This is a genomic window from Streptomyces sp. NPDC048111 (assembly GCF_043202815.1).
In the GTDB taxonomy this organism is placed as follows: Bacteria; Actinomycetota; Actinomycetes; order Streptomycetales; family Streptomycetaceae; genus Streptomyces.
Window position 1 is genome coordinate 46,659 of record NZ_JBIDBD010000020.1, and the last position, 25,025, is coordinate 71,683.

The 25,025-nt window shown below is 73.1% G+C and carries 23 protein-coding genes; 12 read left to right on the plus strand and 11 right to left on the minus strand.

Going from position 1 to position 25,025, the window contains the following annotated elements; translation table 11 throughout:
* Nucleotides 1–34 precede the first annotated feature (34 nt).
* On the minus strand, nucleotides 35–1,234 hold the full coding sequence (locus tag ACGF3I_RS25895; RefSeq protein WP_393135927.1) for an amidohydrolase family protein: 1,200 nt from the start codon (nucleotides 1,232–1,234) through the stop codon (nucleotides 35–37).
* A gap of 124 nt (nucleotides 1,235–1,358) precedes the next feature.
* Here ACGF3I_RS25895 and ACGF3I_RS25900 point away from each other — a divergent pair, with 124 nt between their 5' ends.
* Nucleotides 1,359–2,894: a class I adenylate-forming enzyme family protein gene (locus tag ACGF3I_RS25900; protein WP_393135929.1), complete on the plus strand. Its 1,536-nt coding sequence runs from the start codon at nucleotides 1,359–1,361 to the stop codon at nucleotides 2,892–2,894.
* A 44-nt stretch (nucleotides 2,895–2,938) separates the two neighbouring features.
* Nucleotides 2,939–3,895, plus strand: a complete 957-nt coding sequence (locus ACGF3I_RS25905; RefSeq protein ID WP_393135931.1) for a phosphatidylinositol-specific phospholipase C — start codon at nucleotides 2,939–2,941, stop codon at nucleotides 3,893–3,895.
* Between the two features lie 40 nt (nucleotides 3,896–3,935).
* On the opposite strand, the gene ACGF3I_RS25910 is transcribed toward ACGF3I_RS25905, so the two are convergent.
* Together ACGF3I_RS25910 and ACGF3I_RS25915 are read right to left on the minus strand one after the other, a co-directional pair.
* On the minus strand, nucleotides 3,936–4,466 hold the full coding sequence (locus ACGF3I_RS25910; protein WP_393135933.1) for an EF-hand domain-containing protein: 531 nt from the start codon (nucleotides 4,464–4,466) through the stop codon (nucleotides 3,936–3,938).
* Between the two features lie 90 nt (nucleotides 4,467–4,556).
* A complete protein-coding gene (locus tag ACGF3I_RS25915; protein ID WP_393135935.1) occupies nucleotides 4,557–4,931 on the minus strand; it encodes an STAS domain-containing protein in 375 nt (124 codons plus the stop codon).
* A 211-nt stretch (nucleotides 4,932–5,142) separates the two neighbouring features.
* Here ACGF3I_RS25915 and ACGF3I_RS25920 point away from each other — a divergent pair, with 211 nt between their 5' ends.
* Together ACGF3I_RS25920 and ACGF3I_RS25925 are read left to right on the plus strand one after the other, a co-directional pair.
* Complete coding sequence (locus ACGF3I_RS25920; protein WP_393135937.1) at nucleotides 5,143–5,724, plus strand: sigma-70 family RNA polymerase sigma factor; 582 nt, start codon at nucleotides 5,143–5,145, stop codon at nucleotides 5,722–5,724.
* 8 nt (nucleotides 5,725–5,732) lie between these two features.
* Nucleotides 5,733–7,067, plus strand: coding sequence for a zf-HC2 domain-containing protein (locus ACGF3I_RS25925; RefSeq protein WP_393136043.1), 1,335 nt, complete (start codon nucleotides 5,733–5,735; stop codon nucleotides 7,065–7,067).
* 107 nt (nucleotides 7,068–7,174) lie between these two features.
* Here the strand turns inward: ACGF3I_RS25925 and purU are convergent, their stop codons facing one another.
* Both purU and ACGF3I_RS25935 read right to left on the minus strand, forming a co-directional pair.
* Nucleotides 7,175–8,026: a formyltetrahydrofolate deformylase gene (gene purU, locus ACGF3I_RS25930; protein WP_393135939.1), complete on the minus strand. Its 852-nt coding sequence runs from the start codon at nucleotides 8,024–8,026 to the stop codon at nucleotides 7,175–7,177.
* A gap of 56 nt (nucleotides 8,027–8,082) precedes the next feature.
* Nucleotides 8,083–8,529 carry a hypothetical protein gene (locus ACGF3I_RS25935; RefSeq protein ID WP_393136045.1) on the minus strand — a complete coding sequence of 149 codons (447 nt, stop codon included), beginning with the start codon at nucleotides 8,527–8,529 and terminating at the stop codon, nucleotides 8,083–8,085.
* Between the two features lie 173 nt (nucleotides 8,530–8,702).
* On the opposite strand from ACGF3I_RS25935, the gene ACGF3I_RS25940 reads away from it, so the two are divergent.
* On the plus strand, nucleotides 8,703–10,064 hold the full coding sequence (locus ACGF3I_RS25940; RefSeq protein WP_393135941.1) for an ABC transporter substrate-binding protein: 1,362 nt from the start codon (nucleotides 8,703–8,705) through the stop codon (nucleotides 10,062–10,064).
* Nucleotides 10,065–10,154: 90 nt separating this feature from the next.
* On the opposite strand, the gene ACGF3I_RS25945 is transcribed toward ACGF3I_RS25940, so the two are convergent.
* Together ACGF3I_RS25945 and ACGF3I_RS25950 are read right to left on the minus strand one after the other, a co-directional pair.
* The gene (locus ACGF3I_RS25945; protein WP_393135943.1) at nucleotides 10,155–11,732 is read right to left on the minus strand and encodes a hypothetical protein; all 1,578 of its coding nucleotides are present in this window, start codon (nucleotides 11,730–11,732) and stop codon (nucleotides 10,155–10,157) included.
* Between the two features lie 91 nt (nucleotides 11,733–11,823).
* A complete protein-coding gene (locus ACGF3I_RS25950) occupies nucleotides 11,824–13,206 on the minus strand; it encodes a transcriptional regulator (RefSeq protein WP_393135945.1) in 1,383 nt (460 codons plus the stop codon).
* A gap of 260 nt (nucleotides 13,207–13,466) precedes the next feature.
* On the opposite strand from ACGF3I_RS25950, the gene ACGF3I_RS25955 reads away from it, so the two are divergent.
* From ACGF3I_RS25955 to ACGF3I_RS25965, 3 genes are all read left to right on the plus strand, one after another.
* Entirely contained in the window at nucleotides 13,467–14,156 is a 690-nt protein-coding gene (locus ACGF3I_RS25955) for a bifunctional DNA primase/polymerase (protein WP_393135947.1), read from the plus strand.
* Nucleotides 14,157–14,294: 138 nt separating this feature from the next.
* Entirely contained in the window at nucleotides 14,295–15,119 is an 825-nt protein-coding gene (locus ACGF3I_RS25960; protein ID WP_393135949.1) for an ABC transporter ATP-binding protein, read from the plus strand.
* Nucleotides 15,116–16,723 (plus strand): transporter, encoded by a 1,608-nt coding sequence (locus ACGF3I_RS25965; RefSeq protein ID WP_393135951.1) that lies wholly within the window; start codon nucleotides 15,116–15,118, stop codon nucleotides 16,721–16,723. Before ACGF3I_RS25960 ends, ACGF3I_RS25965 begins: the two co-directional genes overlap by 4 nt.
* 94 nt (nucleotides 16,724–16,817) lie before the next feature.
* Here ACGF3I_RS25965 and ACGF3I_RS25970 read toward each other — a convergent pair whose 3' ends face one another.
* Together ACGF3I_RS25970 and ACGF3I_RS25975 are read right to left on the minus strand one after the other, a co-directional pair.
* Nucleotides 16,818–17,693: an alpha/beta fold hydrolase gene (locus tag ACGF3I_RS25970; RefSeq protein WP_393135953.1), complete on the minus strand. Its 876-nt coding sequence runs from the start codon at nucleotides 17,691–17,693 to the stop codon at nucleotides 16,818–16,820.
* A 567-nt stretch (nucleotides 17,694–18,260) separates the two neighbouring features.
* Nucleotides 18,261–18,953: a metal-dependent transcriptional regulator gene (locus tag ACGF3I_RS25975; protein ID WP_329464597.1), complete on the minus strand. Its 693-nt coding sequence runs from the start codon at nucleotides 18,951–18,953 to the stop codon at nucleotides 18,261–18,263.
* Nucleotides 18,954–19,154: 201 nt separating this feature from the next.
* On the opposite strand from ACGF3I_RS25975, the gene ACGF3I_RS25980 reads away from it, so the two are divergent.
* A complete protein-coding gene (locus ACGF3I_RS25980) occupies nucleotides 19,155–19,910 on the plus strand; it encodes an SIS domain-containing protein (protein ID WP_393135955.1) in 756 nt (251 codons plus the stop codon).
* Nucleotides 19,911–20,106: 196 nt separating this feature from the next.
* Here the strand turns inward: ACGF3I_RS25980 and ACGF3I_RS25985 are convergent, their stop codons facing one another.
* Nucleotides 20,107–21,540 carry a PAS domain-containing protein gene (locus tag ACGF3I_RS25985; protein ID WP_393135957.1) on the minus strand — a complete coding sequence of 478 codons (1,434 nt, stop codon included), beginning with the start codon at nucleotides 21,538–21,540 and terminating at the stop codon, nucleotides 20,107–20,109.
* A gap of 182 nt (nucleotides 21,541–21,722) precedes the next feature.
* Between ACGF3I_RS25985 and ACGF3I_RS25990 the strand changes: the two genes are divergently transcribed.
* The gene (locus ACGF3I_RS25990) at nucleotides 21,723–22,106 is read left to right on the plus strand and encodes a VOC family protein (RefSeq protein ID WP_393135959.1); all 384 of its coding nucleotides are present in this window, start codon (nucleotides 21,723–21,725) and stop codon (nucleotides 22,104–22,106) included.
* Nucleotides 22,107–22,503: 397 nt separating this feature from the next.
* On the opposite strand, the gene pdxH is transcribed toward ACGF3I_RS25990, so the two are convergent.
* Nucleotides 22,504–23,127 carry a pyridoxamine 5'-phosphate oxidase gene (pdxH, locus tag ACGF3I_RS25995; RefSeq protein WP_393136047.1) on the minus strand — a complete coding sequence of 208 codons (624 nt, stop codon included), beginning with the start codon at nucleotides 23,125–23,127 and terminating at the stop codon, nucleotides 22,504–22,506.
* Nucleotides 23,128–23,433: 306 nt separating this feature from the next.
* On the opposite strand from pdxH, the gene ACGF3I_RS26000 reads away from it, so the two are divergent.
* Entirely contained in the window at nucleotides 23,434–24,552 is a 1,119-nt protein-coding gene (locus ACGF3I_RS26000; RefSeq protein WP_393135961.1) for a citrate synthase 2, read from the plus strand.
* Nucleotides 24,553–24,688: 136 nt separating this feature from the next.
* Nucleotides 24,689–24,907, plus strand: coding sequence for a hypothetical protein (locus ACGF3I_RS26005; RefSeq protein ID WP_393135963.1), 219 nt, complete (start codon nucleotides 24,689–24,691; stop codon nucleotides 24,905–24,907).
* The last annotated feature ends 118 nt before the right edge of the window (nucleotides 24,908–25,025 follow it).

A 25,025-nucleotide genomic window follows, 5' to 3' on the forward strand; every position in this document is an offset into this window, starting at 1 on the left:
AGCGGCTCCGGGCCCCCCAGCGGGTCCGGGCCCATCAGCGGGCCCGGTCGAGGTCGAGGCCGAGCATGCGGATGGCGTTGCCGCGCATCAGTTTGTGGACGGTCTCGTCGTCGAGCCCCTTGACGTGGTCGAGCGCGACCTCCTTGGTGTGCGGGAAGGTCGAGTCCACGTGCGGGTAGTCGGTCTCGAAGGTGGCGTTGTCGCGGCCGACCACGTCGAGGGACGCCACCCCGTGCTTGTCGCGGAAGAAGCAGCAGAAGATCTGCCGGTAGTAGTACGTGGACGGCGGCTCGGGGATCAGATCGCGCACCCCGCCCCAGGCCCGGTGCTCCTCCCACACGTCGTCGGCCCGCTCGAGGGCGTACGGGATCCAGCCCATCTGGCCCTCGCTGTAGGCGAGTTTGAGGGTGGGGAACTTGACGAGGACGCCGCTGAACAGGAAGTCCATCATCGAGGCCATCGCGTTGTTGAAGCTCAGCGACGCCTGGACGGCCGGCGGCGCGTCGGGCGAGGCGGCCGGCATCTGCGAGCTGCTGCCGATGTGCATGTTGACGACGGTGCCGGTCTCCTGGCACACCGCGAAGAACGGGTCCCAGTACCCGGAGTGGATGGACGGCAGGCCGAGGTGGGTGGGGATCTCGGAGAACGTCACCGCGCGCACCCCGCGCGCCGCGTTGCGCCGGATCTCGGCGACGGCGAGGTCGATGTCCCACAGCGGGATGATGCACAGCGGGATGAGCCGGCCCCCGCTGTCGCCGCACCACTCCTCCACCATCCAGTCGTTGTACGCGCGTACACAGGCGAGCGCGACCTCCTTGTCATGGGCCTCGGCGAAGGTCTGGCCGCAAAAGCGCGGGAAGGTGGGGAAGCAGAGCGAGGCCTCGACGTGGTTGAGGTCCATGTCGTCCAGGCGCGCCTTGGGGTCCCAGCAGCCGCGGCGCATCTCGGCGCGGGTGATGCCCTCCAGGGTCATGTCGTCCCGGTCGAAGCCGACGGCGGCGATGTTGCGCTTGTACGGGAACTTCAGGTCCTCGTAGATCCACCAGTCGGCGGGCGGCCCGTCGGGGTCCATGGTGATCCGGTACTTGCCCGCCACGTACGCCAGTTCGCCGATGCCCGCGGTGAGCGGCCGGGGGCCGCGCTCGCGGTACTTGGCGGGCAGCCAGACGTCGAAGAGATGGGCCGGCTCGATCACATGGTCGTCCACGCTGACGATCCGCGGCAGTTCGGTCATGGGTCCCCTCCACACATCTGATGCTCCGTCAGATGGCAGGCTAGCCGCGCACCCCTGGACCAGCAAGGAGCGGGGGCCTACGCTCTGCGCCATATCTGACAGCCCGTCAGTTCGGAGGTTCGGCATGACCGGCACCCCACACGCACTGGCCTCCTCGCGCACGCTCTGGGAGCTGATCGAACGCCGCGCCGAGCTGACCCCGGACCGCCCGGTCCTCCTCCAGGGCGACCGCGTCCTCACCTTCGGCGCCCTGCGCGAACGCTGCGAGCGCGTCGCGGCGGGCCTGTACGGGAGGGGGGTGCGGCCCGGCACGGTGGTCGCCTGGCAGCTGCCGACCCGCATCGAGACGGCCGTCCTGTCGTTCGCGCTGGCCCGGCTCGGCGCCGTCCAGTCGCCCGTGATCCCCTTCTACCGGGACCGCGAGGTGGGCTTCGCGCTGCGCGCCTCCCAGGCCGAGTTCTTCGCGGTGCCCGGCACCTGGCGCGGTCACGACCACACCGCGATGGCCCGGCGGCTCGGCGCCCGCGGTGTTTTCGAGGCGTACGGGGAACTGCCGGACGGCGAGCCGGAGTTGCTGCCGCCGCCGCCCCGGGACGGCACCTCGGTGCGCTGGATCTATTGGACCTCCGGCACCACCTCCGACCCCAAGGGCGTGCTGCACACCGACCGTTCACTGATCGCGGGCGGCTCCTGCCTGGCGCACGCCCTGCACCTGTCCGCGGCCGACGTGGGTTCGATGGCGTTCCCCTTCGCCCACATAGCGGGCCCCGACTACACGGTCATGCTGCTCCTCTACGGGTTCCCCGCCGTGATGTTCGAGCACTTCGCCCTCCCGGACGCGCTCGCCGAGTACCGGCGTCACGGCGTGACGGTGGCCGGCGGCTCGACCGCGTTCTACTCGATGTTCCTGGCCGAGCAGCGCAAGGCGCCCGGCGCGAAGGTCGTCCCCACCCTGCGGCTGCTCGCCGGCGGCGGCGCGCCCAAGCCGCCCGAGCTCTATCACGCGGTCGTCCGCGAGATGGGCGTCCAGCTCACCCACGGCTACGGCATGACGGAGGTGCCGATGATCACGATGGGCGCCCCGGACGACACCGCCGAGAACCTGGCGACCACCGAGGGCCGCCCGCCGGCCGGCATGGAGATCCGCGTCACCGACGCGTCGGGCACCCCGCTCGGCCCCGGCGTGGACGGCGAGGTGCGGCTGCGCGGCGAGGCGGTGTGCCGGGGCTATCTCGACCCCGTCCAGTCGAAGGCCGTCTTCGACGCCGACGGCTTCCTCGTCACCGGCGACGTGGGCCACCTCAAGGAGTCCGGGCACCTCGTCCTCACCGGGCGGATCAAGGACATCATCATCCGCAAGGGCGAGAACATCTCCGCCAAGGAGATCGAGGACCTGCTCCACACCCACCCCGCGGTCGGTGACGCCGCCGTCATCGGCCTGCCCGACGCCGAGCGCGGCGAGCTGGTGTGCGCGGTGGTCGAACAGCCTTCGGGGGCAGCGGAGTTGACGCTGGATGACATCACCTCCCATCTGCGGGCACAGGGGCTTTCGGTGCACAAGCTGCCCGAGCGCCTGGAGGTGGTGGAGGCGCTGCCGAGGAACGAGGCGCTGCGGAAGGTCCTGAAATACAAGTTGCGCGAGCGGTTCGGCGGGGCATGACCCCGGGGCCACCCACCCGCCATCACCCCACGAGGACGTGACCGATGGACCTCTCCCGCAGACGGCTCATACTCGGCGCCGCCGCCGTCACCGCGACCACGCTCGCCCCCGCCGCGCTCGTCCCGGCCACCGCGCACGCCGCCGTGCGCCCGGCGAGCGCCGACCCGGCGAACTGGATGGCGGCGCTGCCCGACAGCCGCTCCCTGTTGCGCATGACGATCCCCGGCACCCACGATTCGTGCTGCACCGACCCGAACAACGGCACCGAGTGGTCGCACACCCAGAACTGGGGCCTGACCCAGCAGTTGCAGCAGGGCGTGCGGTTCTTCGACATCCGCGCCAACGGACTCGAAGGCCATCTCGGCGACGCGTTCGGCATCTACCACGCCGCCTTCTACCAGGGCATGACCTTCGGCGACGTACTCCTCCAGAGCGCCGCCTTCCTGGACAGCCACCCGGGCGAAGTCCTGCTGATGCGGCTGAAGAAGGAGAACGGGACCCGCAACGACGTCGGCGCGAACTTCAAGAACGTCCTGAACGTGTACCTCGACCAGAAGGGCTGGCGCTCGCGCTTCCTGCTGACCGACCGGGTGCCCACGCTCGGCGAGGCCCGCGGAAAGATCGTGCTGATCGCCCAGTTCGACAACGACTGGCCGGTGCTCCAGTGGCCCGGCGGCGACAACGACTTCCTGTCCAACCAGTACATCAAGCTCCAGGACGTCTACCAGGGCCTGTCCTGGCCGTCGAAGAAGACGGCCAAGGTGACCCAGCAGTTCGACAACGCCTTCTACGACCAGGACTCCGCGCAGCTCTACATCAACTTCACCAGTTACGCGGGCGGCGGCTGGCCCAAGGTCAACGCGGACGCGATCATGCCCGGCGTGCAGAGCTATCTGCGGGCCCGCCTGACCGAGCGGACCCATCTGGGCGTCGTCCCCATGGACTTCCCCGACTTCCACGCGGACACCCTGCGGACCCTGATCGACTGGAACTGGCACTGAACGGCACGGGCACGGACCGTACCTCGGTCCGTGCGAGGGGCTATGTCATCGTCGTGAAGTAGGCGGCGAAGGCGGCCAGCGCGTCCGGTTCGGTGATGCGGCCGTCGGCGTCCCGGTCGAGGGCCGCGGCGGCGTCGGCCGCGAGGCCGGGCGAGACGCCGAGCGCCCGCAGCGCGCGCTCGGCGTCGGGCAGCGAGAGCGTGCCCTCGCCGGAGGTGTCGGCGACCGCGAACGCGGCGTGCAGGAACGGGCGGGCGATCTCGGTGAAGCCCCTCGTGCGGTCCCGCAGGCGTTTGAGCGCGCCGCCCACGAACTCCTGCCGGGTCACCCGCTGGTCGCCGTCCACGTCCGCGATCCCGGCCAGGCCCTGCCACAGCGCCTCCGCGCCGCCGTACAGGGCCTGCCCCTTGTCGCAGCGGGCGGTCGTGTCGAACTCGGCGAGCAGGGCGGCGGCCGCGGTCGAGAAGTCCTCGCGGTCGATCCAGCCGTTGCCGTCCTGGTCGAAGGAGGCGAACCGGGCGGCCACCTCGCGCTCGTACTCGGCGCTCTCGGGACTGTTCATCCTGTCCATGCCGGGAGCGTACGACTCGCGCGGCCCGTGCGAGGGGGTTACGCCGAGGAGGGGCCGCGCGGGGGACGTCGCGGGGCCGGGGGGCGCACGCTAGGCGGAGAGGGGCTCGGCCAGGTCGTCGGCGGCCGAACCCACGTCCCCGTACACCGCGAAGAGCCGGCGCACGCCGAGCGCGGCCAGCACCTTGTTGACATGGCTGCCGTCCAGGGCGCCGCGCGCGGGCAGGATCAGGCGCAGCCTGCCCTGGCAGGAACGCATCAGACGGCGGGCCGCGATCAGCACGCCGACCCCGCTCGAATCGCAGAACAGCACCCCCGACAGGTCGAGGACCAGGTCCCGCCGGCCCTCGGCCACCGCCTCGTGCACCTGGCGCCGCAGGTGCGGCGAGGTGACCAGATCCAGCTCACCGCTCACCCGCAGCACCGTCCACGCGCCCTGCTCGGACTCGTCCACCCTCAGCGTCACGCCACCGGTCCCTCTCTGTGCTGCCGTGCCCCCATCCTGCGCGGCTGCCCATGCCGACCCTCGCGAAACACCGCCCTTATCATCCGACGGCCCTTCGGGGGCGCACTTGGTGCAAACCTCCGTGCATTGTCAGCCCGTCGCATTACATTCGTAGATACGCAGAGACGGGCGCACAGGGGCACACACGGGGAACGACAGGGTGGGGGAGCCCATGCCGAAGGACGCACCACCGCGGTGGGACCGCCGGATGCAGCAGCGGCTGGCACGCGGCGAGGCCGCCGCCCTCGGCGAGCTGTACGACCGGTTCGCCTCGCTGGTGCACGGCCTCGCCCACCGCGTGCTCGGCGACGAGGCGGCGGCCGACCACATCACCCGCGAGGTCTTCGGCTACGTCTGGGAGAACCCGGACGCCTACGACCCCAAGCAGGGCTCCCTGCGCTCCTGGGTCGCCAAGCTCACCCAGCGCCAGGCCGTGCAGCGGCTGCGCCAGGACGAGACGTCCGCGCACGCGGAGAACGGCGGCGGCTCCACCGAGGAGCTGGAGCTGAAGGTGCGGCGGGCCTCGGCCGCCGCCCGCGCCGACTACATCGTGACGTCGATGCCGGCCCCGCTGCGCGCCGCCCTGGAGCTGGCCTACTTCCAGCGCCGTGACTACCGGCAGGCCGCGGCCGACCTCAGCATCACCGAGGACGAGGCGCGCCGGCGCCTGCGGCTCGGCCTGCAACTGCTCTCCTCGGCCAACATCCGGCCGCCGGAGGGAGCCGCACCGCCCGGATACGGACGGGCCGTGTGACCGGGCCCATGGAGCAGGGCGAGCCGGCGCCCGACGACGGGAACACCCCGCGCATACCCGCGCCGCGCGCGGCCGGCGACGACCTCGCGCACGGGTCCGCCGCCTTCGTGCCGGGGCCCCGCGAGGGCAACCGTTTCCGCGCGCCGGACCCCGAACCCATACCGCCGTCAGCAGAGCCGGAAGCCACGGTGCCCGAAGCCGATCCGCACACGACCCCGCCCCCGCCGCTCGCCGAGCCGCCCTCGCACACCGTGCTCAAGTCGCTGCTCGGCGCCTGGGCCCTGGCCGCGTGCTCCACCGAGGAGACCGACGCCGTCGAGGCGCACCTCACCGAGTGCGCGCCCTGCGCCGACGAGGCGCTGCGGCTGCGGGACGCGGTGGGCCTGCTCCAGACCGAGCGCAGCCTCGACCTGGATCCGATGCTGCGCGCCCGCGTCCTGGAGAACTGCCTGCTGCGGCGCCCGGCCCGCATCCCGGTGCCGGCCTGGGCCGCCCCGTACGACGCCGAGACCGCCCGGCTCGACGCGCTGCTCAACGACTTCGGGGACGCCGAGTGGCACGCCCCGGTGCGCCTGAAGTGGTTCGACGGGCGGCGCCCGGCCGATCGGCGCACCACGGTCGCCGGGGTCATCGGGCACCTGATGGCGGTCGACGCGCTCGTGGCGACCGCGCTCGGTCTCGACGAGCCGGTACCACTCGACGCGGCGGACGCGGCGGGCGGCCCGACGGCGCGCACCGAGGCGCTGTGGCGGGCCGGTCCGTACCCGCTGACCCGCACGGTCCGCGAACCGTGGCGCGAGCAGTCCCACACCCTGATCCGCACGGTGTCGTTCGCGGGCGGCGGCGTCGCCGAACTGGCCGTCCCCTACGGCGAGTTCGCGCTGTCCTTGCAGGACGCGATGCTCGACCGGGCCTTCGAGTGCTGGATCCACGCGGGTGACATCGCGGACGCGGTGGACTATCCGTACGAGCCGCCGTCCGGCGCCCATCTGCACGACATGATCGACCTGGCGGCCCGCATCCTGCCCGCGGCGCTCGCCGACCGGCGCCGGGCCGGTCTCGCCTCTCCGGCGCGCGGCCTGGTCACGGCGGGCTCCCCCGGGCGTTCGCTGCGCCTGGAGATCGAGGGCGCGGGCGGCGGGGACTGGCACATCGCGCTGGACTCGCCGGCCGCCGTCGCCTCTCCCGAGCACGAGGTGGCCCATGTGGCCCTAGACGGCGTGGAGTTCTGCAAACTGGCGGCCGGCCATGTGCCGCCCGAGGAGGCGGCCGTCGGCCAGCTCGGCGACCGCGAGGCCATCAGCGACGTCCTGTTCGCGGCCGCCTCACTGAGCAGACTGTGACGCACTGAGCAGACGGCGACGCAGTGAGCGGCGCTGTGACGCACCGAGCAGACGGTGAGCCCGCCTCGCCCTCGCCGGGGCGCGCCGGCGAGGGCCGCCCCGCCCGTCTAGGCGAAGACGACGGTGCGGCGGCCGTTGAGCAGGATGCGGTGCTCCGCATGCCACTTGACGGCCCGGGCGAGCGCCTGGCACTCGACGTCCCGGCCGATCGCGACGAGCTGGTCGGGCGTGACGTCGTGCCCGACGCGCTCCACCTCCTGCTCGATGATCGGCCCCTCGTCGAGGTCGGCCGTCACGTAGTGGGCGGTCGCGCCGATCAGCTTCACGCCGCGCGCGTGCGCCTGGTGGTAGGGCTTGGCGCCCTTGAAGCTCGGCAGGAACGAGTGGTGGATGTTGATGATCCGCCCGCTGAGCTCCTTGCACAGGTCGTCCGAGAGGACCTGCATGTACCGGGCGAGCACGACCAGTTCGACCCGCTCCTCGCGCACCAGCTCCAGCAGGCGCGCCTCGGCCGCGGCCTTGGTGTCCTTGGTGACCGGGATGTGGTGGAAGGGCACCCCGTAGGAGGCGACGAGTTCGGCGAAGTCGGTGTGGTTGGAGACGACCGCCGCGATCTCCACCGGCAGCGCGCCGGAGCGGGAGCGGAAGAGCAGGTCGTTGAGGCAGTGCCCGAACCTGGACACCATCAGGACGATCCGCATCCGCTCCTCGGGGCGGTGGATCTGCCAGTCCATCTGGAAGGAGTCGCCGACCGCCGCGAAGCTGGCGCGCAGTTTGTCGACGGTGACCGGGGCCTCCGCCGAGAAGTGCACCCGCATGAAGAAGAGCCCGGTGTCGCGGTCCCCGAACTGCTGACTGTCCTCGATGTTGCAGCCCGTGATGAACAGATAGCTCGACACGGCATGCACGATGCCCTGTTTGTCCGGACAGGAGAGCGTGAGGACGTACTGGTCGGTCATCCAGGCAGGATGCCACAACCGGGTGCCGCGACGGCTCCCGGCCCAGGATCCGGACCTCAGGCCGAGCGGGTCATGATCCGCAGCACTTCGAGGGAGCGCGGCGGTGCGTCCGGGTCCTCGCCGTCGCTCTGGGCGAGCCGCACATGGGCCTCGCGCGCGGCCCGCACGGCCTCGGGCCAGGCGTGGTGGGCGAGGTAGGCGGAGACGGGGGCGTCGGCGCCGACCTGGTGCATGATGCGCAGCACCCGCAGCACGGCGACGTCCACCAGGGCCGCCTCGCCGGAGTCGCGGAAGATCGTGCCGACGTACTTCTCGGCCGACCAGTTGTCCAGCCAGGTGTCCTCGACGAGCCGGTACACGGCGTCGGTGACGTCGCCGAACCCCTCGTGTCCTGCCGCCCAGGTCTCCTCGTGGAAGACGGGGTCGGAGAGCATGTGCAGCGCGGACCGTACGTTCGTACGCCAGCGCCACCACGGCATGTCATTCAACGGCATGCCGCCCATGGTGGAGGAGCGACGGCCGCGACGGGAAGGGCTTGCTGAACCTTGCTGCACGCTGGCGATCGTACGTTCCCCTCCGCGGCGGCCCGAGCGGCCCCCGCAATTCACCCCGGCGTCACCCTGCGGTGAGGTGTGCACACTCTTCCGTTACCCGTGGGGCGGCAGGGTGTGCGCACATGACCGGTTACGGAGGGCAGCGTCCCCGGGGCTCGACCCGGCCCCGCCGCTCGATCAGTTCGATCAGCACGACGGCCACCGTGTTCGCCGCGTGTTCGGCGGTGGGCGCCGCTCTGTTGACCGGCTGCGGTGTACTCCCTGGAGTCGCGGGGGGCTCCAGGGAGCCCATCACCGTCATGACGTGGGCGCCGGAGGGCACCTCCGCCACCAACACGCCGGGCATGCCCGCGCTGGCGAAGGCCTTCGCCCGCTGGGTCAACGCGAGCGGCGGCCTCGGCGGCCACGAACTCAACGTGCTGACCTGCAACGAGCACAACACCCCGGCCGGGGCGTCGGACTGCGCGCGCCGGGCGGTGAAGGAGAAGGCGGTCGCCGTCGTCGGCTCCTACAGCCAGTACGGAAGCGCCTTCCTGGCACCGCTGGAAGTGGCCGGCATCCCCTATCTCGGCGGATACGGCATAGCCGACCGGGAGTTCACCAGCCCGCTGTCCTACCCCGTCAACGGCGGCCAGGCCGCCCTGATCGCGGGCAGCGGCCGGCAGCTGGCACAGACCTGCGACCAGGTCTCCCTGGTACGGCCCGACACCATCGCGGGCGACGTCCTGCCCACCGTCCTCAACGCGGGCCTGCGCGCCGCGCACCGGGCCCCCGTCGCCGACATCCGCACCGCCGAGGACGCCGGCGACTACACCGGCGAGGCCCGCCGCGCGCTCGCCGGTGCCGGGGCCGATCCCGCGCTGGTGGGGCGCATCGGGGCGAAGGTGGCGCAGCAGAAGGCGGACAAGGGCTGTGTGACGGCGGTCCTCGGGGACCGCACCGAGACCTTCTTCGACTCCTTCCGGCGGGTCGAGAGCGACCAGCAGAAGGTGAAGGTGGCCTCCGTGATCGGCTCGGTCGGGCAGCCGCTCATCGACCGCACCGGCGGCAAGGACGGCCCCTTCGAGGGCGCCTACGTCACCGGCTGGTACCCGGTGGCCGACGATCCGCGCTGGAACCCGATGAAGAAGGTCATCAGCGAGCAGGCCTTCGGGGACAACGCGATCGACGCGGCCGACGCCGGCGTGCAGACCACGTGGATCGCGTACACGGTCCTGAAGCGGGTGGTGGAGTCCCTCGACCAGGACTCCGTCCGGGCCGTGGACATAGTGCGCAGCCTGAACAACGGGGTGAGCGTGAACACCGGGGGCCTCACCCCCGAACTCCGCTGGCGCTTCGAGGACATGCTGGCGGCCCCGGACTTCCCGCGGGTGGTGAACCGCCAGGTCACCTTCCAGGTGGTCCGCGAGGGCCGCCTGGTCTCCCCCAACAAGGGCTTCACCGACGTGAGTTCGACCCTGGAGACCTCGGCGGCCAACGGCTGAGACCACCGGGTGCGGAGCCCCGGGCGCGCACGGTGGGGCTCGGAGCTGAGTGGGCACCGGGGCCGGAGCCCCGGGCGCGCGTGGCGGGGCTCAGAGTTGGGTGGCCGCGCGCCGGGTGAGCCCGTACTTCGTGGCGATCGCGTTCCACAGGCCGGAGGCCTCCTGCTTGGACTTGGTCGCCTCGCCGCTCGCCTTGTCGCCCTGGCCGGCGTCCTTGGTGCGCTTGGCGTGGCCGTCCTTGCAGTTCTTGCCCTTGTCGCCGGCCACCGCGTCGGCCCAGGCCGCGTAGTGGTTGTCGGCGGACGCCGAGGACTGCCACGCCTTGGCGAGGGAGCCGGCCAGCCGGTCGTGTTCGGGCAGCTTGTCGAGGGAGAGGGCGCCGAGCCGGGTCACCAGGTCGCCGCGCTGCTTGGCGGCGCCGCGCAGCGCGCTCGCCGCCTGGTCGAGCTTGTCGCACGCGCGGATCTCGGCGACCGCGCCGATCACCGCGTCGCGGCTGCTGCCGCTGTCGGCGAGCAGCTTGTCGAGCGCCTCGGCCTGCGCCTTGGCGGGGTCGGCGTCGGGCTCCTTCTTGCCGTCGCCGCTGCCGGGAGTGGCGGGCGAGCTGACGCCCGCGGGCTGCTGGTCGTCCTTCGTGTCGCCGCCGCCGCTGAGCAGCGCGCCCGCGCCGAGCCCGATCACCGCGCAGCCCACCACCACGGCGGCGATGACCCCCAGCGGCGACTTGCGGCGCGGCGGCTCCGGTTCGTAACCGGACTGCGGGGCCGGGGGCTCCTGATGGGGGGGCGGCGTCTGGAACTGGCCGGCGGGGGCGCCCGGCTGCTGGTACGGGGGCTGCTGGTACGGGGCCTGCTGCTGCGGCCGGTTCAGCGGCACGGAGGGCTGGAAGCGGGGCAACTGGGCCGCGCCGGTGTCCTGTTGGGGCGTCCCGTCGGCGCGGAAGAGGCTGTCGAACTCGGCGGGGGGCTGCCGGTCGCCCGGCGCGCCCGGCCGTATTCCGTACGGGGCGTCCTGCGGGGCCGGGGGCACCGGGGGCAGGAACTGGGTGGGGTCGGCGTCGGAGCCGGAGTCCCGGGCGCCGCCCCGCGGGCCGGGGAAACGGTCCGGCTCACCGCCGCCGTGCTCGGGCGGCAGCGCGCCGGGGCCGCCCGCGACGGGCGCCAGGTACTGGGTGGCCTCACTGCCGAAGCTGCCGGAGCCGCCGAAGCCGTCGGAGCTGCCGGGCCCGCCGGGCATCGGGGCGAGGTACTGGGTGGCCTCGTTGCCGAGGGGGCCGGGCCCGCCGGGCACGGGGGCGATGTACTGGGTGGCCTCGGAGTCGCCGCCTGCCGGGGGCGCGGGCGGGACGGGGGCCAGGTACTGGGTGGCGTCGCCGGCCGAGGGGGGCGGCACGGGGGCTATGTACTGCGTCGCGTCCGAGTCGTGGCCGCCGTTCTCCGGCGGCAGCGGACGGCCGAAGGTGGCCGGGCCCTGCGCGGGAGCGCCCGTCGGTCCCTGGGGTGCCTGGCTCTGCGGACCCCACGGCTGGTCCCAGGGCCGGCCTCCAGGAGGCGCGGGGAGCGGCCCCCCGGCGCGGGGGCCGCTTCCGTCGGCGGGCAGCACGACACCCTCGTGCGCGGGCCGCACAGCCGGAAGCTGCGGCTCGTCACCCTGTCGGCTCTGCGTCACCGGAACTCCTGTACGTGGACCTACGGAATCGTCGGTTCACGCTACCGGGTACCCCCACGCCCTTGCCAAGCCCTCCCTCGACCCGCTCCGTTCAGGCCGCCTGGACCTCCATGCGCTCCCCGAACTCCCGCACCGCGGGCTCGTCCCCGTACGGCTCCAGGCGCTGCTGGAGGTCTTCCAGGTAGTCCGCGCCCCGGTTGGAGCGCAGGGTGGCCAGCAGGTCCACCGCGCGCGTGCCGGTCGCGCACGCCTCTTCCACCTCGCGCTGCTGCACCTGGGCGGTGGCGAGCAGGATCAGCCCGATCGCGCGCCGGCGCGCACGGCTCTCGGGGTGCCCGGCCAGGGATTCCTCGGCGCGCCGCGCGGCGGCCTCGGGCTGGCCCAGATCCCGGTGGCAGTGGGCGAGTTCGTCCGCCAGGTAGGCGTGGTCGAAGTGGGCGATCCAGGCCGGGTCGTCGCCCGAGTCGGGGTCCGCCGCCTCCATCGCGGCGAGCGCGCGGCCGGCCACCGCCTGGCAGGTCCGCGCGTCGCCGAGCAGGGCGTGGCCGCGGGCCTCGGCCGCGTAGAACATGGCCTCGGCGCGCGGGGTGACCCGGCCGCGGGCGCCTTCCTGTGCGGCGCGGGCGAGTTGGGCGATCTCGCGCGGGTTGCCGAGCTGTGCGGCGAGGTGGCTCATGGACGCGGCCAGGACGTATCCGCCGTAACCCCGGTCGTCGGCGGCCTGGGCCAGGCGCAGCGCCTGGATGTAGTAGCGCTGGGCGAGGCCGGGCTGGCCGGTGTCGACCGCCATGTATCCGGCCAGCTCGGTGAGCCGGGCCACCGCCGCGAACAGCCGCCGCCCGACCGACTCCCGGTAGGAGCCGGCGAGCAGCCCGGACACCACGCTGTTGAGGTAGTGCACGACGACCGGCCGCACATGGCCCGAGCCGAAGCGGTGGTCCAGCTGCACGAGCGCGTCCGTCATCGCGCTGACCGCCTCGACGTCGGCGGCGCCCACCCGCTGCCCGGCATGCCGCGCGACCTGCGCGTCGGCGCCGGTGATCAGCCAGTCGCGGCTCGGCTCGACGAGCGCCGACGCCGCCACGGTGGACCCGGAAAGGAAGTCGCGCCGGCCCACGTCGCTGCGCCACAGCTCGCAGACCTGCTCGATCGCGCCGACGACGGTCGGCGAGAACTGCAGGCCCACTCCCGAGGCGAGGTTCTTGCCGTTGGCCATGCCGATCTCGTCGATCGTGACCGTACGCCCGAGTTTGCGGCCCAGGGCCTCCGCGATGATGCCGGGCGCCCGCCCCCTCGGCTGCTGTCCGCGCAGCCAACGCGCCACGGACGTCTTGTCGTAGCGGAGGTCGAGCCCCCGCTCGGCGCCGACCATGTTCACACGGCGGGCGAGCCCGGCGTTGGAACACCCGGCTTCCTGGATGAGCGCCTGCAGTCGTTCATTGGGCTGGCGGGCGACGAGAGGCCTGGCTGCCATGAGAAACCCCCTGGAGCGGCAGTGATCAGCACCCTGATCATTGCCCTGCGAATATGCAGAGAAACGAGGGGAATCGGAAATATGGCGTCATTGCCAACATTCCCGTGTCCTTCCCCCGCATAGGGCTACCCTGCCTCCGTCTCGCAGCCGCACGCGCGCCCCCGCCCATGCACCCATGCGCCCCATATGCAGGACCGATACCGCTGATCCCGCGGACACCACGCCCGTAACCCACGGTGGCGGGCACAGTTGAGTGCGTCGTGGAAGAAACCATCACAGGCACGGGCACGGACACGGAATCCGCACAGATCCCCAAGCAGCGGAGCGAACAGCTCCTGGACAGCGCCGTCCGGTACGCGGAGGAGCGCCACTGGGACGTGTTCCCTGGCACCTTCCTCGAAGCCGACGAGGGGGTCGAGCGCTGCTCGTGCGGTGACACGGCGTGTCCGAAGCCGGGCGCGCACCCGGCCCGGCCCGACTGGGCGACCCAGGCCACCGGCAGCGCGGTCGCGGCCCGCCGGCTGTGGTCCAAGAGCCCCCGCGCCTCGATCCTGCTTCCCACCGGGCGCACCTTCGACGCCATTGACGTACCGGAGTCGGCCGGGTTCCTCGCGCTCGCCCGCATGGAGCGGATGGAGCTCACGCTCGGCCCGGTCACCTGCACCCCCGACCGCCGGATGCTGTTCTTCGTCCTGCCCGGCGCGGGCGCCAAAGTCCCGGATCTGGTACGGAAGTTGGGCTGGGTGCCGGCCTCGGTGGATCTGATCACGCGCGGCGAGGGCGACTACGTGGCGGCGCCGCCGACCCGCGTCGGCGGCTCGGGCGCGGTGCAGTGGGCCCGGCGCCCCACCCCCGCCAACCGCTGGCTGCCGGACGCCGAGGAGCTGATCAGTCCGCTCGCCTACGCCTGCGGACGCGAGGCGGCCGACGCGAGGGCGCGGCGCTCCTGACCCCCGCGCCCCGGACGGTTTCCGGCCATGGCCCCGCCCGCCCGTACGCGATCGGGGCGGAACAGCTCTGGCGCCGCTCGTGCCCCAAGCTCCTATGGTGTTGTGCGAGACACCATCACGGGGACGAAAGGCACCACCATGCCGGACCAGGCATTCGAAGACACGTCGGACACGGCGGGCGGAGCGCGCACGGCGCCGCCCGCCGTCCGCGTCCAGGGGCTGTGGAAGCGCTTCGGCGAGCAGATCGCCGTCTCGGGGATCGATCTGGAGCTGCCCGCGGGCAAGTTCATCGGTCTGGTCGGCCCGAACGGGGCGGGCAAGACCACCACCCTGTCCATGGTCACCGGGCTGCTCAGGCCCGACCAGGGCAAGGTCGAGGTCGCCGGGCACGACGTGTGGGGCGACCCGGTCGCGGTCAAGTCCCGCATCGGCGTGCTGCCGGAGGGGCTGCGCCTGTTCGAGCGCCTGTCGGGCCGCGAACTGCTCGCCTATTCCGGCCGGTTGCGCGGGCTGCCGGGCCCGGAGGTCGACAAGCGCGCCACCCAGCTCCTGGACGTCCTGGATCTCGCGGGCTCGCAGCACAAGCTGGTCGTGGACTACTCCACCGGTATGCGCAAGAAGATCGGGCTCGCCGCGGCCCTGCTGCACAACCCCGAAGTCCTCTTCCTGGACGAGCCGTTCGAGGGCGTGGACCCGGTCTCCGCGCAGACCATTCGCGGGGTCCTGGAGCGCTACACCGCCTCCGGCGCCACCGTCGTCTTCTCCAGCCATGTGATGGAGCTCGTCGAGTCGCTCTGCGACTGGGTGGCCGTGATGGCGGCCGGCCGCATCCGCGCCCAGGGCACGCTGGCCCAGGTGCGCGGTGACGCCCCCTCCTTGCAGAGCGCCTTCCTCGAACTCGTCGGCGCGGGCGGCCGCACCTCGGGCGACTCGCTCGACTGGCTCGGCGGCGGTGCCCGGTGACCGCGCCCTCGCAGGGGGCCGCGGCCCTGACCCCCGTCTTCGTCCGGCTCAAGCTGTCGCTCCTGAGGAACGGGCTGCGCCAGTCCGGCGGCCGGCGCGCCGCCTACATCACCTCGGCGGTCCTCGCGCTGCTCTTCGCCGCGCTGCAACTGCTCGGCCTGATCGCGCTGCGCGGCAACGACCACGCCGCCACCGTGACGGTGCTGCTCGTGGCGCTGATGGCGCTCGGTTGGACCGTGATGCCGCTGTTCTTCCCCAGCGGTGACGAGACCCTGGACCCGACCCGGCTCGTGATGCTGCCACTGCGGCCCCAACCGCTGGTCGGCGCGCTGCTGGTGACCTCCCTGGTCGGTATCGGGCCGCTGTTCACGCTCTGTCTGATCCTCGGCTCGGCGATCGCCCTGGCGCACGGGGTGGGCGCGACCGTGATCGCGGTGGTCGCCGTGCCGCTCGCGCTCCTGGTGTGCGTGGCCCTCGCCCGCGCGGTCGCCGCCGCCAACACCCGGCTGCTGACCTCCCGCAAGGGCCGCGACCTCGCGGTGCTCAGCGGTCTGGTCATCGCGATCGGCTTCCAGTTCGTGAACTTCGGCGCCCAGCGGCTCGGCGACTCGGGCGGACTCTCGGCGCTCGACCCGGCCGCAGACGTGGTGCGCTGGCTGCCGCCGGCCTCCGCGATCGGGGCGGTGGGCTCGGCGAGCGAGGGCGCGTACGGCCGCGCGGCGGCCCAACTCCTGCTCAGCATGGTCGCGTTGGGGCTCCTGCTGTTCGCCTGGCAGCGCTCCCTGGTGAAGCTGATGACCACCCCGGACGGGTCGACGCTCGCCGCGTCGGGCGCCTCCCGCAAGGAGTCCTCGGGGCGGGGGCTCACCTCGCTGCTGCCCGAGGGACGCACCGGCACCGTCATGCTGCGCACCCTGCGCTACGCCTGGCGGGACCCCAAGACCAAGGCGGCCTGGATCACCTCGCTCGCGATCGGCCTGATCGTGCCGGTCTTCAACGCCCTCCAGGGCCACGGCACCGTGTACTTCGCGTGCTTCGCCGCGGGGATGCTCGGCATGCAGATGTACAACCAGTTCGGGCAGGACACCTCGGCGTTCTGGATGGTGCTCCTGAGCATCTCCTCGACCCGGGAGGCCTATCTGGAGCTGCGCGCGCGGGCGTTCGCGCTGCTGCTCGTGACGCTGCCGTACACGGTCCTGGTGGCCGCGGTCACCGCGGGGATGCTGGGCGACTGGTCGAAGCTGCCGGAGGTCGTCGGGCTCGCCCTCGCGCTGCTCGGCGCGATGCTGGCGACCGGATCGGTGGCGTCGGCCACGCTCGCGTACGCGATCCCGCAGGACAGCCGGCGCAATGTGGCGCCGGGGCAGGGGGGCATCGCGGCCCTGTCGATCTTCGGCGGGATGCTGGTGAGCGCGCTGCTGTGCGCGCCGCTCATCGCCCTGACCATCTGGCTGCACGTGTCGGGGCAGCACGGGGCGCTGTGGCTGCTGTTGCCGCTGGGGGCGGGGTACGGAGGGCTGGTGTGCTGGGCGGGGCTCCGGGTGGCCGCGCCCCGGACGGCGTCCCACCTTCCCGAGATCCTCACGGCGGTGAGCTCGGGCTGATGCCCGCGGTGGGCGGACCCTGTCGGGGTCAGCGGTGGGCGGACCGCGCGGGGGCAGCGGCGGGGCGAGGTAGCGGGGGCGGACCCTGTCGGGGTCAGCGGTGGGGCGAGGTGGGGGTGAGCGCGGTCAGGAAGGGCTCGATCGCGGCCCGCCAGCCCTCGGGCTGGTCGTAGTGGACCAGGTGGCCCGCGTCGGCCACCTCCGCGTACTGCCCCCGCGGCAGCACCCGCACCATCTCCTGCGCCTCCGCCCGCCCGAGCTGCCCGTCGAGGCCCCGCACCACGAGCGCGGGGCAGTCGACCTGGGCCAGTTCCTCCCAGTGCGCGTCGTGGACCCAGGTCTCGCGCGACGTCAGCATCTGGCGGCGGGAGAACACTGGGCGCCAGCCGTCCGCCCGCTCCGCCATCACCTCGGCGAAGAAGTCACCCCGCCCGGGGCTCGGCCGCTCGACCCACGGGTCGTCCTCGCCGAACCACTTGCGCACGTCCGCCAGCGTGGCGAACGGTACCGGCCAGGACGTGAACCAGTCCTCCCACTCGCGCTGCGAGGCCGCGCCGAGGGCCGAGGCGCGCATGTCGCAGATGACCAGGGCGCGCACCAGGTCGGGTCGGCGGGCGGCGAGCTGCCAGGCGGTGAGGGCGCCCATCGAGTGGCCGATGAGGGTCACCGGGCCGAGGCCGAGCTGCTCCACGGCGGCCTCGGCGTCGGACACGTAGACCTCGCGCGTGAAGGGGCCGTCGGCGGGCTTGTCGCTGCGGCCGTGGCCGCGCTGGTCGAGGGCCACCGCGCGGTGCGTGCCGCCGAGCCAGCGGGCCGTGGCGGCCCAGTGCGAGGCCCGGCCCATCAGGCCGTGCAGCAGTAAGACCCCGGGGGCCGGTTCGGTGTCCGCGCGCGCCTCGGGCCGCTCGGCGAACTCCCAGGCGGCAAGACGCACCCCTCCGGTCCCCGTCACATCGATGCGCCGCACCATGTGCCCTGGCACCCCCTTCAGCCCCGACTGGTCACTTCCCTGCAGAGTATCGAACCCCTATTCGAAAACTCGCCTCTCTCGCGCAACACCCCTCGTTCGAGTGACCACGCTCAAGGATTGACGGAACGTGCCGAGGGGAGATCTTCTCCGGGAGGCGGGCCGCTCGGGGAAGAGGGTCCGCGGGGGTCGACCCTGGGAGCTCGGGGCTCCGGGTCGACATCGGGGAGGACAGGCCCCGGCGCCGCGAGGCGCCGGGGCCCTCGTCTTTCCCGAGCGGACGGGCCGGCGGGCGGGCCGGCCGCCGGGTCCGGGCAGGCCCGGTCGCCGACGGTGATGCCGGTGGTTCGAACGGCGCCATGCCGCCGCCCCCTCCCCTGCCGCACGCCTGCGCGGTCCCATGCCGCACGCCACAGCCTTGCACGCGATCCGCCCGGCCGCTGCCATTCCACCCGGAAACCGGCCTTCCCCGCAAGCCACCCGCACCCGGCGAGAAGGGTGATCAACTCCCTTACGGGGTGCGGGTGATGACGCCGTGTCACCGCCCGGCCGGGGGGTGGCGGACCGTGTTCAGCGCTTGGCGACGAAGACGTGCGAGGCCACGTCCGCCCCCAGCTCGGCGGCCTCGCCGCTGCTGCCGACCAGGACCCCGCCCGGCGACTGCGTCACGCTCACCACGGAGCCGGGCTGCACGCCCGCCCGTCGCAGCGTGTACATCAGCTGGGCGTCCGTCTGGATCGGCTCGCCGATGCGGCGCACGACCACCGTCTTGCCCTCGGGGCCCGGGTCTAGCTCGCCGAGGCTGATGATGCCGTCCTCGAGGAACGCGTCCGCCTCGGCCTTCTCGCCGAGCTCCTCCAGACCGGGGATCGGGTTTCCGTACGGGGACTCGGTGGGGTGGCGCAGCAGCTCCAGGACGCGGCGCTCCACGGCCTCGCTCATCACGTGCTCCCAGCGGCAGGCCTCCGCGTGCACCTGCTCCCACTCCAGGCCGATCACGTCGACCAGCAGGCACTCGGCGAGCCGGTGCTTGCGCATGACGCGGGTGGCCAGGCGGCGGCCCTCGTCGGTCAGCTCCAGGTGGCGGTCGCCCGCCACCTGCACCAGGCCGTCGCGCTCCATGCGCGCGACCGTCTGGCTCACCGTCGGGCCGCTCTGGTCCAGGCGCTCGGCGATACGGGCGCGCATGGGGACCACACCCTCCTCCTCAAGCTCGAGGATGGTGCGGAGATACATCTCCGTGGTGTCGATCAGTCCGGACATACGTGCCCCTCGATGCTGTGACATGAAACGTCGTACCGCTGGCCCTGACCCAATTCTGACGCATCGCACCGACAACCGTGCCGCGGCGGCGTTCGCCGTCTTGACCGGCCGGCCCCGGACACCGTATTGACAGGGGAAAGGTCCAGACCGCACCGTGATCGGCGCACGGTCGTAACCCCACCCCGGAAAGGGTCCTCGGCGATGAGCGAGAGCAAGCTGGCCGGTCGGTTCTTCGACGCCGCGATCGAACTCCTCGGGCGGGTGCGGGACGAGGAGTCGCTCAACGTCGCGGCGGCCGGGTCCCTGATCGCCGACACCGTCGAGGCGGGGGGACGCCTCTTCGCCTTCGGCGCCGGGCACTCCTCGCTCGCGGCGCAGGACGTGGTCTACCGGGCCGGCGGGTTCGCCCTGATGAACCTGCTCGCGGTGCCCGGGGTGGTCGGCGTGGACGTCATGCCGGCCACGCTCGGCTCCGCCCTGGAGCGGGTCGACGGCCTCGCGGGCGCGGTGCTCGACTCCAGCCCGGCCAGGCCCGGTGACGTCCTCGTGATCATCTCCCTGTCCGGGCGCAACGCGCTGCCCGTGGAGATGGCGATGAACGCGCGGGCGCTCGGGCTCAAGGTCATCGGGGTCACGTCGGTGGCGTACGCCGAGGAGACGCGCTCGCGGCACGTCTCGGGGACGTTCCTGCGCGACCACTGCGACATCGTGCTCGACAGCAAGATCTCGGTGGGGGACGCGGAGCTGACCCACGACGGGATCGAGGCGCCGTTCGCGCCGGCGTCGACGGTGGTGACCAGTGCGCTCATGCAGGCGGTGATGGCGGCGGCGGCGGAGGTGCTGGTGGGGCGGGGGGTTGAGCCGCCGCTGTTGCGGTCGGGGAATGTGGATGGGGGGCATGAGTGGAACGGCCGCGTCATGTCGGAGTACGCCGACCGCATCTTCTTCCGCCACTGACCCCCTCGGGGGCTGCGCCCCCGAACCCCCCATCGCGCCCGAACGGCGCTCGTCCTCAAACGCCGGACGGGCTGAGGTGGCCTGGTGCTGCCCAGCACCGAGCCGTCAAGGGGCGCGGGGAACTGCGCGAGCAAGCGGGCACGGTCCGCACACGACCGCCGAGCTGAGGGGCGCGGGGAACTGCGCGAGCCGGGGCTCAGCCCGGGTGGGGGGTGAGGCGGGCCAGGTCGAGGGCGGCTGCCACCCGCGCCCCCACGCTCTCCGCATACGCCGCATCAGGCCGCTCGAACGCCACCCGCGACGAGCCGCGCAGAAACGTCAGCACCCCCAGCGTGCGCCCCCGGCTGCGCAGGACCGTGCACAGGGCGTGCGCCGCGTCCGGCGGCCACTGGCGCTCCCCCGCCCAGCCCTCGGCCACGCCGGAACCCGCACCCGGCTCCACACCCGCGCCCGCATCCGAACCCGCGCCCGTACGCGAATCCGACCCCGCACTCGCCCGCACCGACCCCACCCGATCCACCGCCTGGAGGGCGGGGTGCCCGGCGGGGTAGCGGACCGGGATGCCGCCGCCCGCCACCCGCGCGGCGGGCCCGGGGGCGCCGGACGGGGTCGCGGCGGCCCGTACCAGGCGGTCGCCGGCCGTCACGTCGACCAGGGCGTGGTCCGCGAAGCCGGCCAGGGCGAAGTCGAGGTGGGCGGTGGCCGCCTCCCACGGGTCCTCGTACTCGGCGGCGATTCGCGAGGCCCGGTGCAGCTGGTTGGCGCGGAAGCGGAGCCGGTCCGCCTCCTGCTCGGCGAGCCGCGCGTCGGTCACGTCCTGGAAGAGGAAGCCGACCCCGAGCGGAACGGGCTCCTCCGCCAGCGGTGACGACAGCCTCAGGAAGCCGCCGCGCCAGCAGCGCCGCCGCTCCCCCTCCGCGGTCCGCAACGTCACCCACACGTCGGCGGGGCCGCCCGGCGCACCCTCGGCCAGGACGTGCTGGAGCGCGCCCTCCAGCTCCTCGACGCCCCGCACGATCAGCTCGCCGAGCGGGCGGCCGAGCAGCGTGGCGCGTCCGGTGCCGAGGGCGCGGGCGGCGTAGGAGTTGACGACGGTGGGCCGCAGGTCGACGTCCACCAGGACCACGCCCCACGTGCCGTCCTCGGCCAGCGCCTCGCTCAGCGCGATGGACCGCTCCAGGTCGATCTGCGCGTGCACCTCGCTGAACGCGCAGTACACCCCGCCCGCGGCGCCGTCCGCGCCGCGCACGCCCGCGCACTGCGTACGCACCAGGACGCGGCTGCCGTCCTTGCGCAGCAGTGCGAACTCGTGCACCTGGCGGCCCGGCGCGTCCATCACGGCCATCAGGCGCGCGTGCACCTCGTCGGCGTCGGCGGCGCGCACCGCCCACCCCGCGAACCCGCGCCGTCCGACGGCCTCGCCGGCCGGCCAGCCGAGGATGCGCTCGGCCTCGCGGTTCCAGTGGGTGACCACGCCGTCCGCGTCGAAGGCGCAGAGCGCGGCGTCCATCCCATCGAGCAGCGCGGCCAGCAGACCGCCGCCCGGTTCCGGCCCGGCGGGACCAGCGGGTCCGGTGCCGGACCCGTCCGGAACCGGAGCACTGGCGGTCTCACTCCGGGAAGCACTCATCCTGGCACCCCCTGCAGGACGTGGTCGCCGCATCTCGCGGCCGACGCGCGGACTCACGCACGTCGGATCATTCAACTCGAACGTGACGCAGCCCACAGCGACTTCGCCGAAATACCTTCCGGCCACCGGCGGATACCGGCCGCTCCTGGACCTCGTCCCGGGCGCGGCCCATAGTGGCCGCCATGACTTCTCTCGTACGCCATGTCACCTTCGACTGCGCCGACTCCTACCGCCTCGCCTCCTTCTGGGCCGAGGCCCTCGGCGGCGCCGTGACCGACGAGGACAAGCCCGGCGACCCCGAGGTTCTGGTGAGGGCCGAGGGCATCGGGCTCCTGTTCATCCAGGTGCCGGAGCCGAAGACGGTCAAGAACCGCGTGCACCTCGACCTCCAGCCCCAGGACCGCACCCGCGACGAGGAGGCCGAGCGGCTCGCGGCCCTGGGTGCCACGGTGGTGGCCGACCACCGCCGTCCGGACGGCACCGGCTGGATCCTGATGGCCGATGTGGAGGGCAATGAGTTCTGTGTGGAACGCAGCGCCGGGGAGCGGGTGAAGACCGGCGATTAAATGGGTTGAGCGGGGCCCGGGGGGCTCCTAATGTGTGGGGCACACGAGAAGGGAGGTGGTTTGACAGATGTATGCAAACCGGACGCGTGAGGTGACTGCGGGCTGACGGCCTGCCAGTCGCACTCTTAGTGCGGTGCCGGCATGACGTCGGCCGAATTCCCAAGCAGTCACCGACCCGCGGGCTCGCCGGTACGTCCGGCCGGCTCCTCTCCGGAGGACCCGAGCCCGCGGGTCTCTGCATGCCCGGGGTCTCCGCACGCCCGGGGTCTCCGCACGCCCGGGGTCTCCGCACGCCCGGGGTCTCCGCACGCCCGGGGTCTCCGCATGCCCGGGGCCGAAGCCGCCCTGACACGAAGCCGCCCGGGGCCCCGAAGCACTCCGGTGCCGCCCCCGGCCCTCAGGGCGCGAGGCGCTCCACGCGCCAGCCCGCGCCCCGCGGCACGTACCGCAGCCGGTCGTGCAGCCGGTTCTCGTGGCCCTGCCAGAACTCGACGGTCTCCGGCGCGACCCGGAAGCCGCCCCAGTGTCCCGGCACCGGGACGTCGGAGCCCTCGGGGTAGCGGGCCGCCAACTCCTCGTAGGCCGCGGTCAGTTCGTCGCGCGAGCCCAGCACCGTGGACTGCGGGCTGGCCCAGGCGCCGAGCCGCGAGCCGTGCGGGCGGCTGCGGAAGTAGCGCTCGGTCTCCTCGCGCGGCACCCGGGAGGCGGTGCCGGTCACGATGACCTGGCGGGCCAGCTGGTGCCAGGGGAAGAGCAGCGAGGCGTACGGGTTCGCGGTGAGTTCCGCGGCCTTGCGCGAGGCGTAGTTGGTGAAGAAGACGAAACCGTGCTCGTCGTAGGACTTCAGGAGCACCGTACGGGTGGAGGGGCGGCCCTCGGGGGTGGCGGTGGCGACGACCATGGCGTTGGGTTCGTGCAGCCCACCGGCCACGGCTTCCTTGAACCAGCGCGCGAACTGCCCCATGGGCGTGGCGGCCAGATCGTCCTCGGCGAGGAGAGTGGTGCGGTACTGCTCGCGCATCGCTGCGGGGTCCAGGTCGGTCACGCACCCATCCTGCCGCACCACCGCGCCGGGCCCGGCGGGGGCCCAGTGTGCCCGCGGCGGCGGGGCGCTAACCCTGCGCCGCCGAATTGGGGCAGTGTGCCGGATGTCACGCTTCCCCGCATCGGCGGGACCCGCCAAACTCTCGGCTGGGCCACTGTGGCCTCCATACACGCGTTGAGCCCCGCGGGCGGGATTCCTGCCCGGCGTACGGGGCATGACCGAGGGACCCGGGACGGCACGGCCCGCCCGCAGCCCGTCGCACACATCTTGAGGAGCCGCCTGATGTCCGACTTCGTACCCGGACTTGAGGGAGTCGTCGCGTTCGAGACGGAGATCGCCGAGCCGGACAAGGAGGGCGGCGCCCTTCGCTACCGGGGCGTCGACATCGAGGACCTGGTCGGACACGTCTCGTTCGGGAACGTGTGGGGCCTCCTGGTGGACGGGGCGTTCAACCCCGGCCTCCCGCCGGCCGAGCCGTTCCCGATCCCGGTGCACTCCGGGGACATCCGGGTGGACGTGCAGTCCGCCCTCGCCATGCTGGCGCCGGTGTGGGGGCTCAGGCCGCTGCTCGACATCGACGCGCCGACCGCCCGCGACAACCTGGCGCGGGCCGCCGTGACGGCGCTGTCCTACGTGGCCCAGTCCGCGCGCGGGCAGGGCCTGCCGATGGTGCCGCAGCGCGAGATCGACAAGGCCGAGTCCATCGTCGAGCGCTTCATGATCCGCTGGCGCGGCGAGCCGGACCCCAAGCACGTCAAGGCGGTCGACGCGTACTGGACGAGCGCGGCCGAGCACGGCATGAACGCCTCGACGTTCACCGCCCGGGTGATCGCCTCGACCGGTGCGGACGTCGCGGCCGCGCTGTCCGGTGCGGTCGGCGCGATGTCCGGCCCGCTGCACGGCGGCGCGCCCTCGCGGGTGCTCGGCATGATCGAGGAGATCGAGCGGACCGGCGACGCGAAGGCGTACGTGAAGCAGGCCCTCGACAAGGGCGAGCGCCTGATGGGCTTCGGGCACCGCGTCTACCGCGCCGAGGACCCGCGCGCCCGGGTGCTGCGCCGCACCGCCAAGGAGCTGGCCGCGCCGCGCTTCGAGGTGGCGGAGGCGCTGGAGAAGGCGGCTCTGGAGGAGCTGCACGCGCGGCGGCCCGACCGGGTGCTCGCGACGAACGTGGAGTTCTGGGCGGCCATCGTCCTGGACTTCGCGGAGGTCCCGGCGCACATGTTCACGTCGATGTTCACCTGCGCGCGCACCGCGGGCTGGTCGGCGCACATCCTGGAGCAGAAGCGCACGGGCCGTCTGGTGCGGCCCTCCGCGCGCTACGTGGGTCCCGGTTCGCGCGATCCGCAGTCCATCGAGGGCTACTCGGACACCCTGGGCGTCGCCGACTTCACGAGCTGAGCGCGGGCGGGCGGGGCGGCACGGCGGACCTGACGGCGCCACGTGGAGTAGTCGCCCGCGCGCCGCGCGACGCCGCGAAGAGTGGGGCCTACGGTCGGACTCGTCCCTTTTGCCCCCCTCGTTCAGGGAGTTACCCGTGAGCCTCTTCCGTCGCGCAGCCGTAGTGGTGGCGCTCTCCGCCGCCGTCATCGTCCCCGCCACCGCGACCGCCCAGGCGGCCCCGCAGTCCGCGGTACGGGTCGCGGCCCACGCCCACCACAACGGCTACGACAACGGTTACGGCAACAACAACGACTCGCGCCGCGACCGCCGTCACTACGGTCTGCTGAGCGGGCTCCTCTGGATCCTCCTCTGATCCCGAGGCCCCCTCGCACCAGCACGGGCGGGGGGGGGGGGGGGGGGCGGGGGGGGGGGGGGGCGGGGGGGGGGGGGGGGGGGGGGGCGGGGGGGGGGGGGGCCGCGGGGGGGGCCGC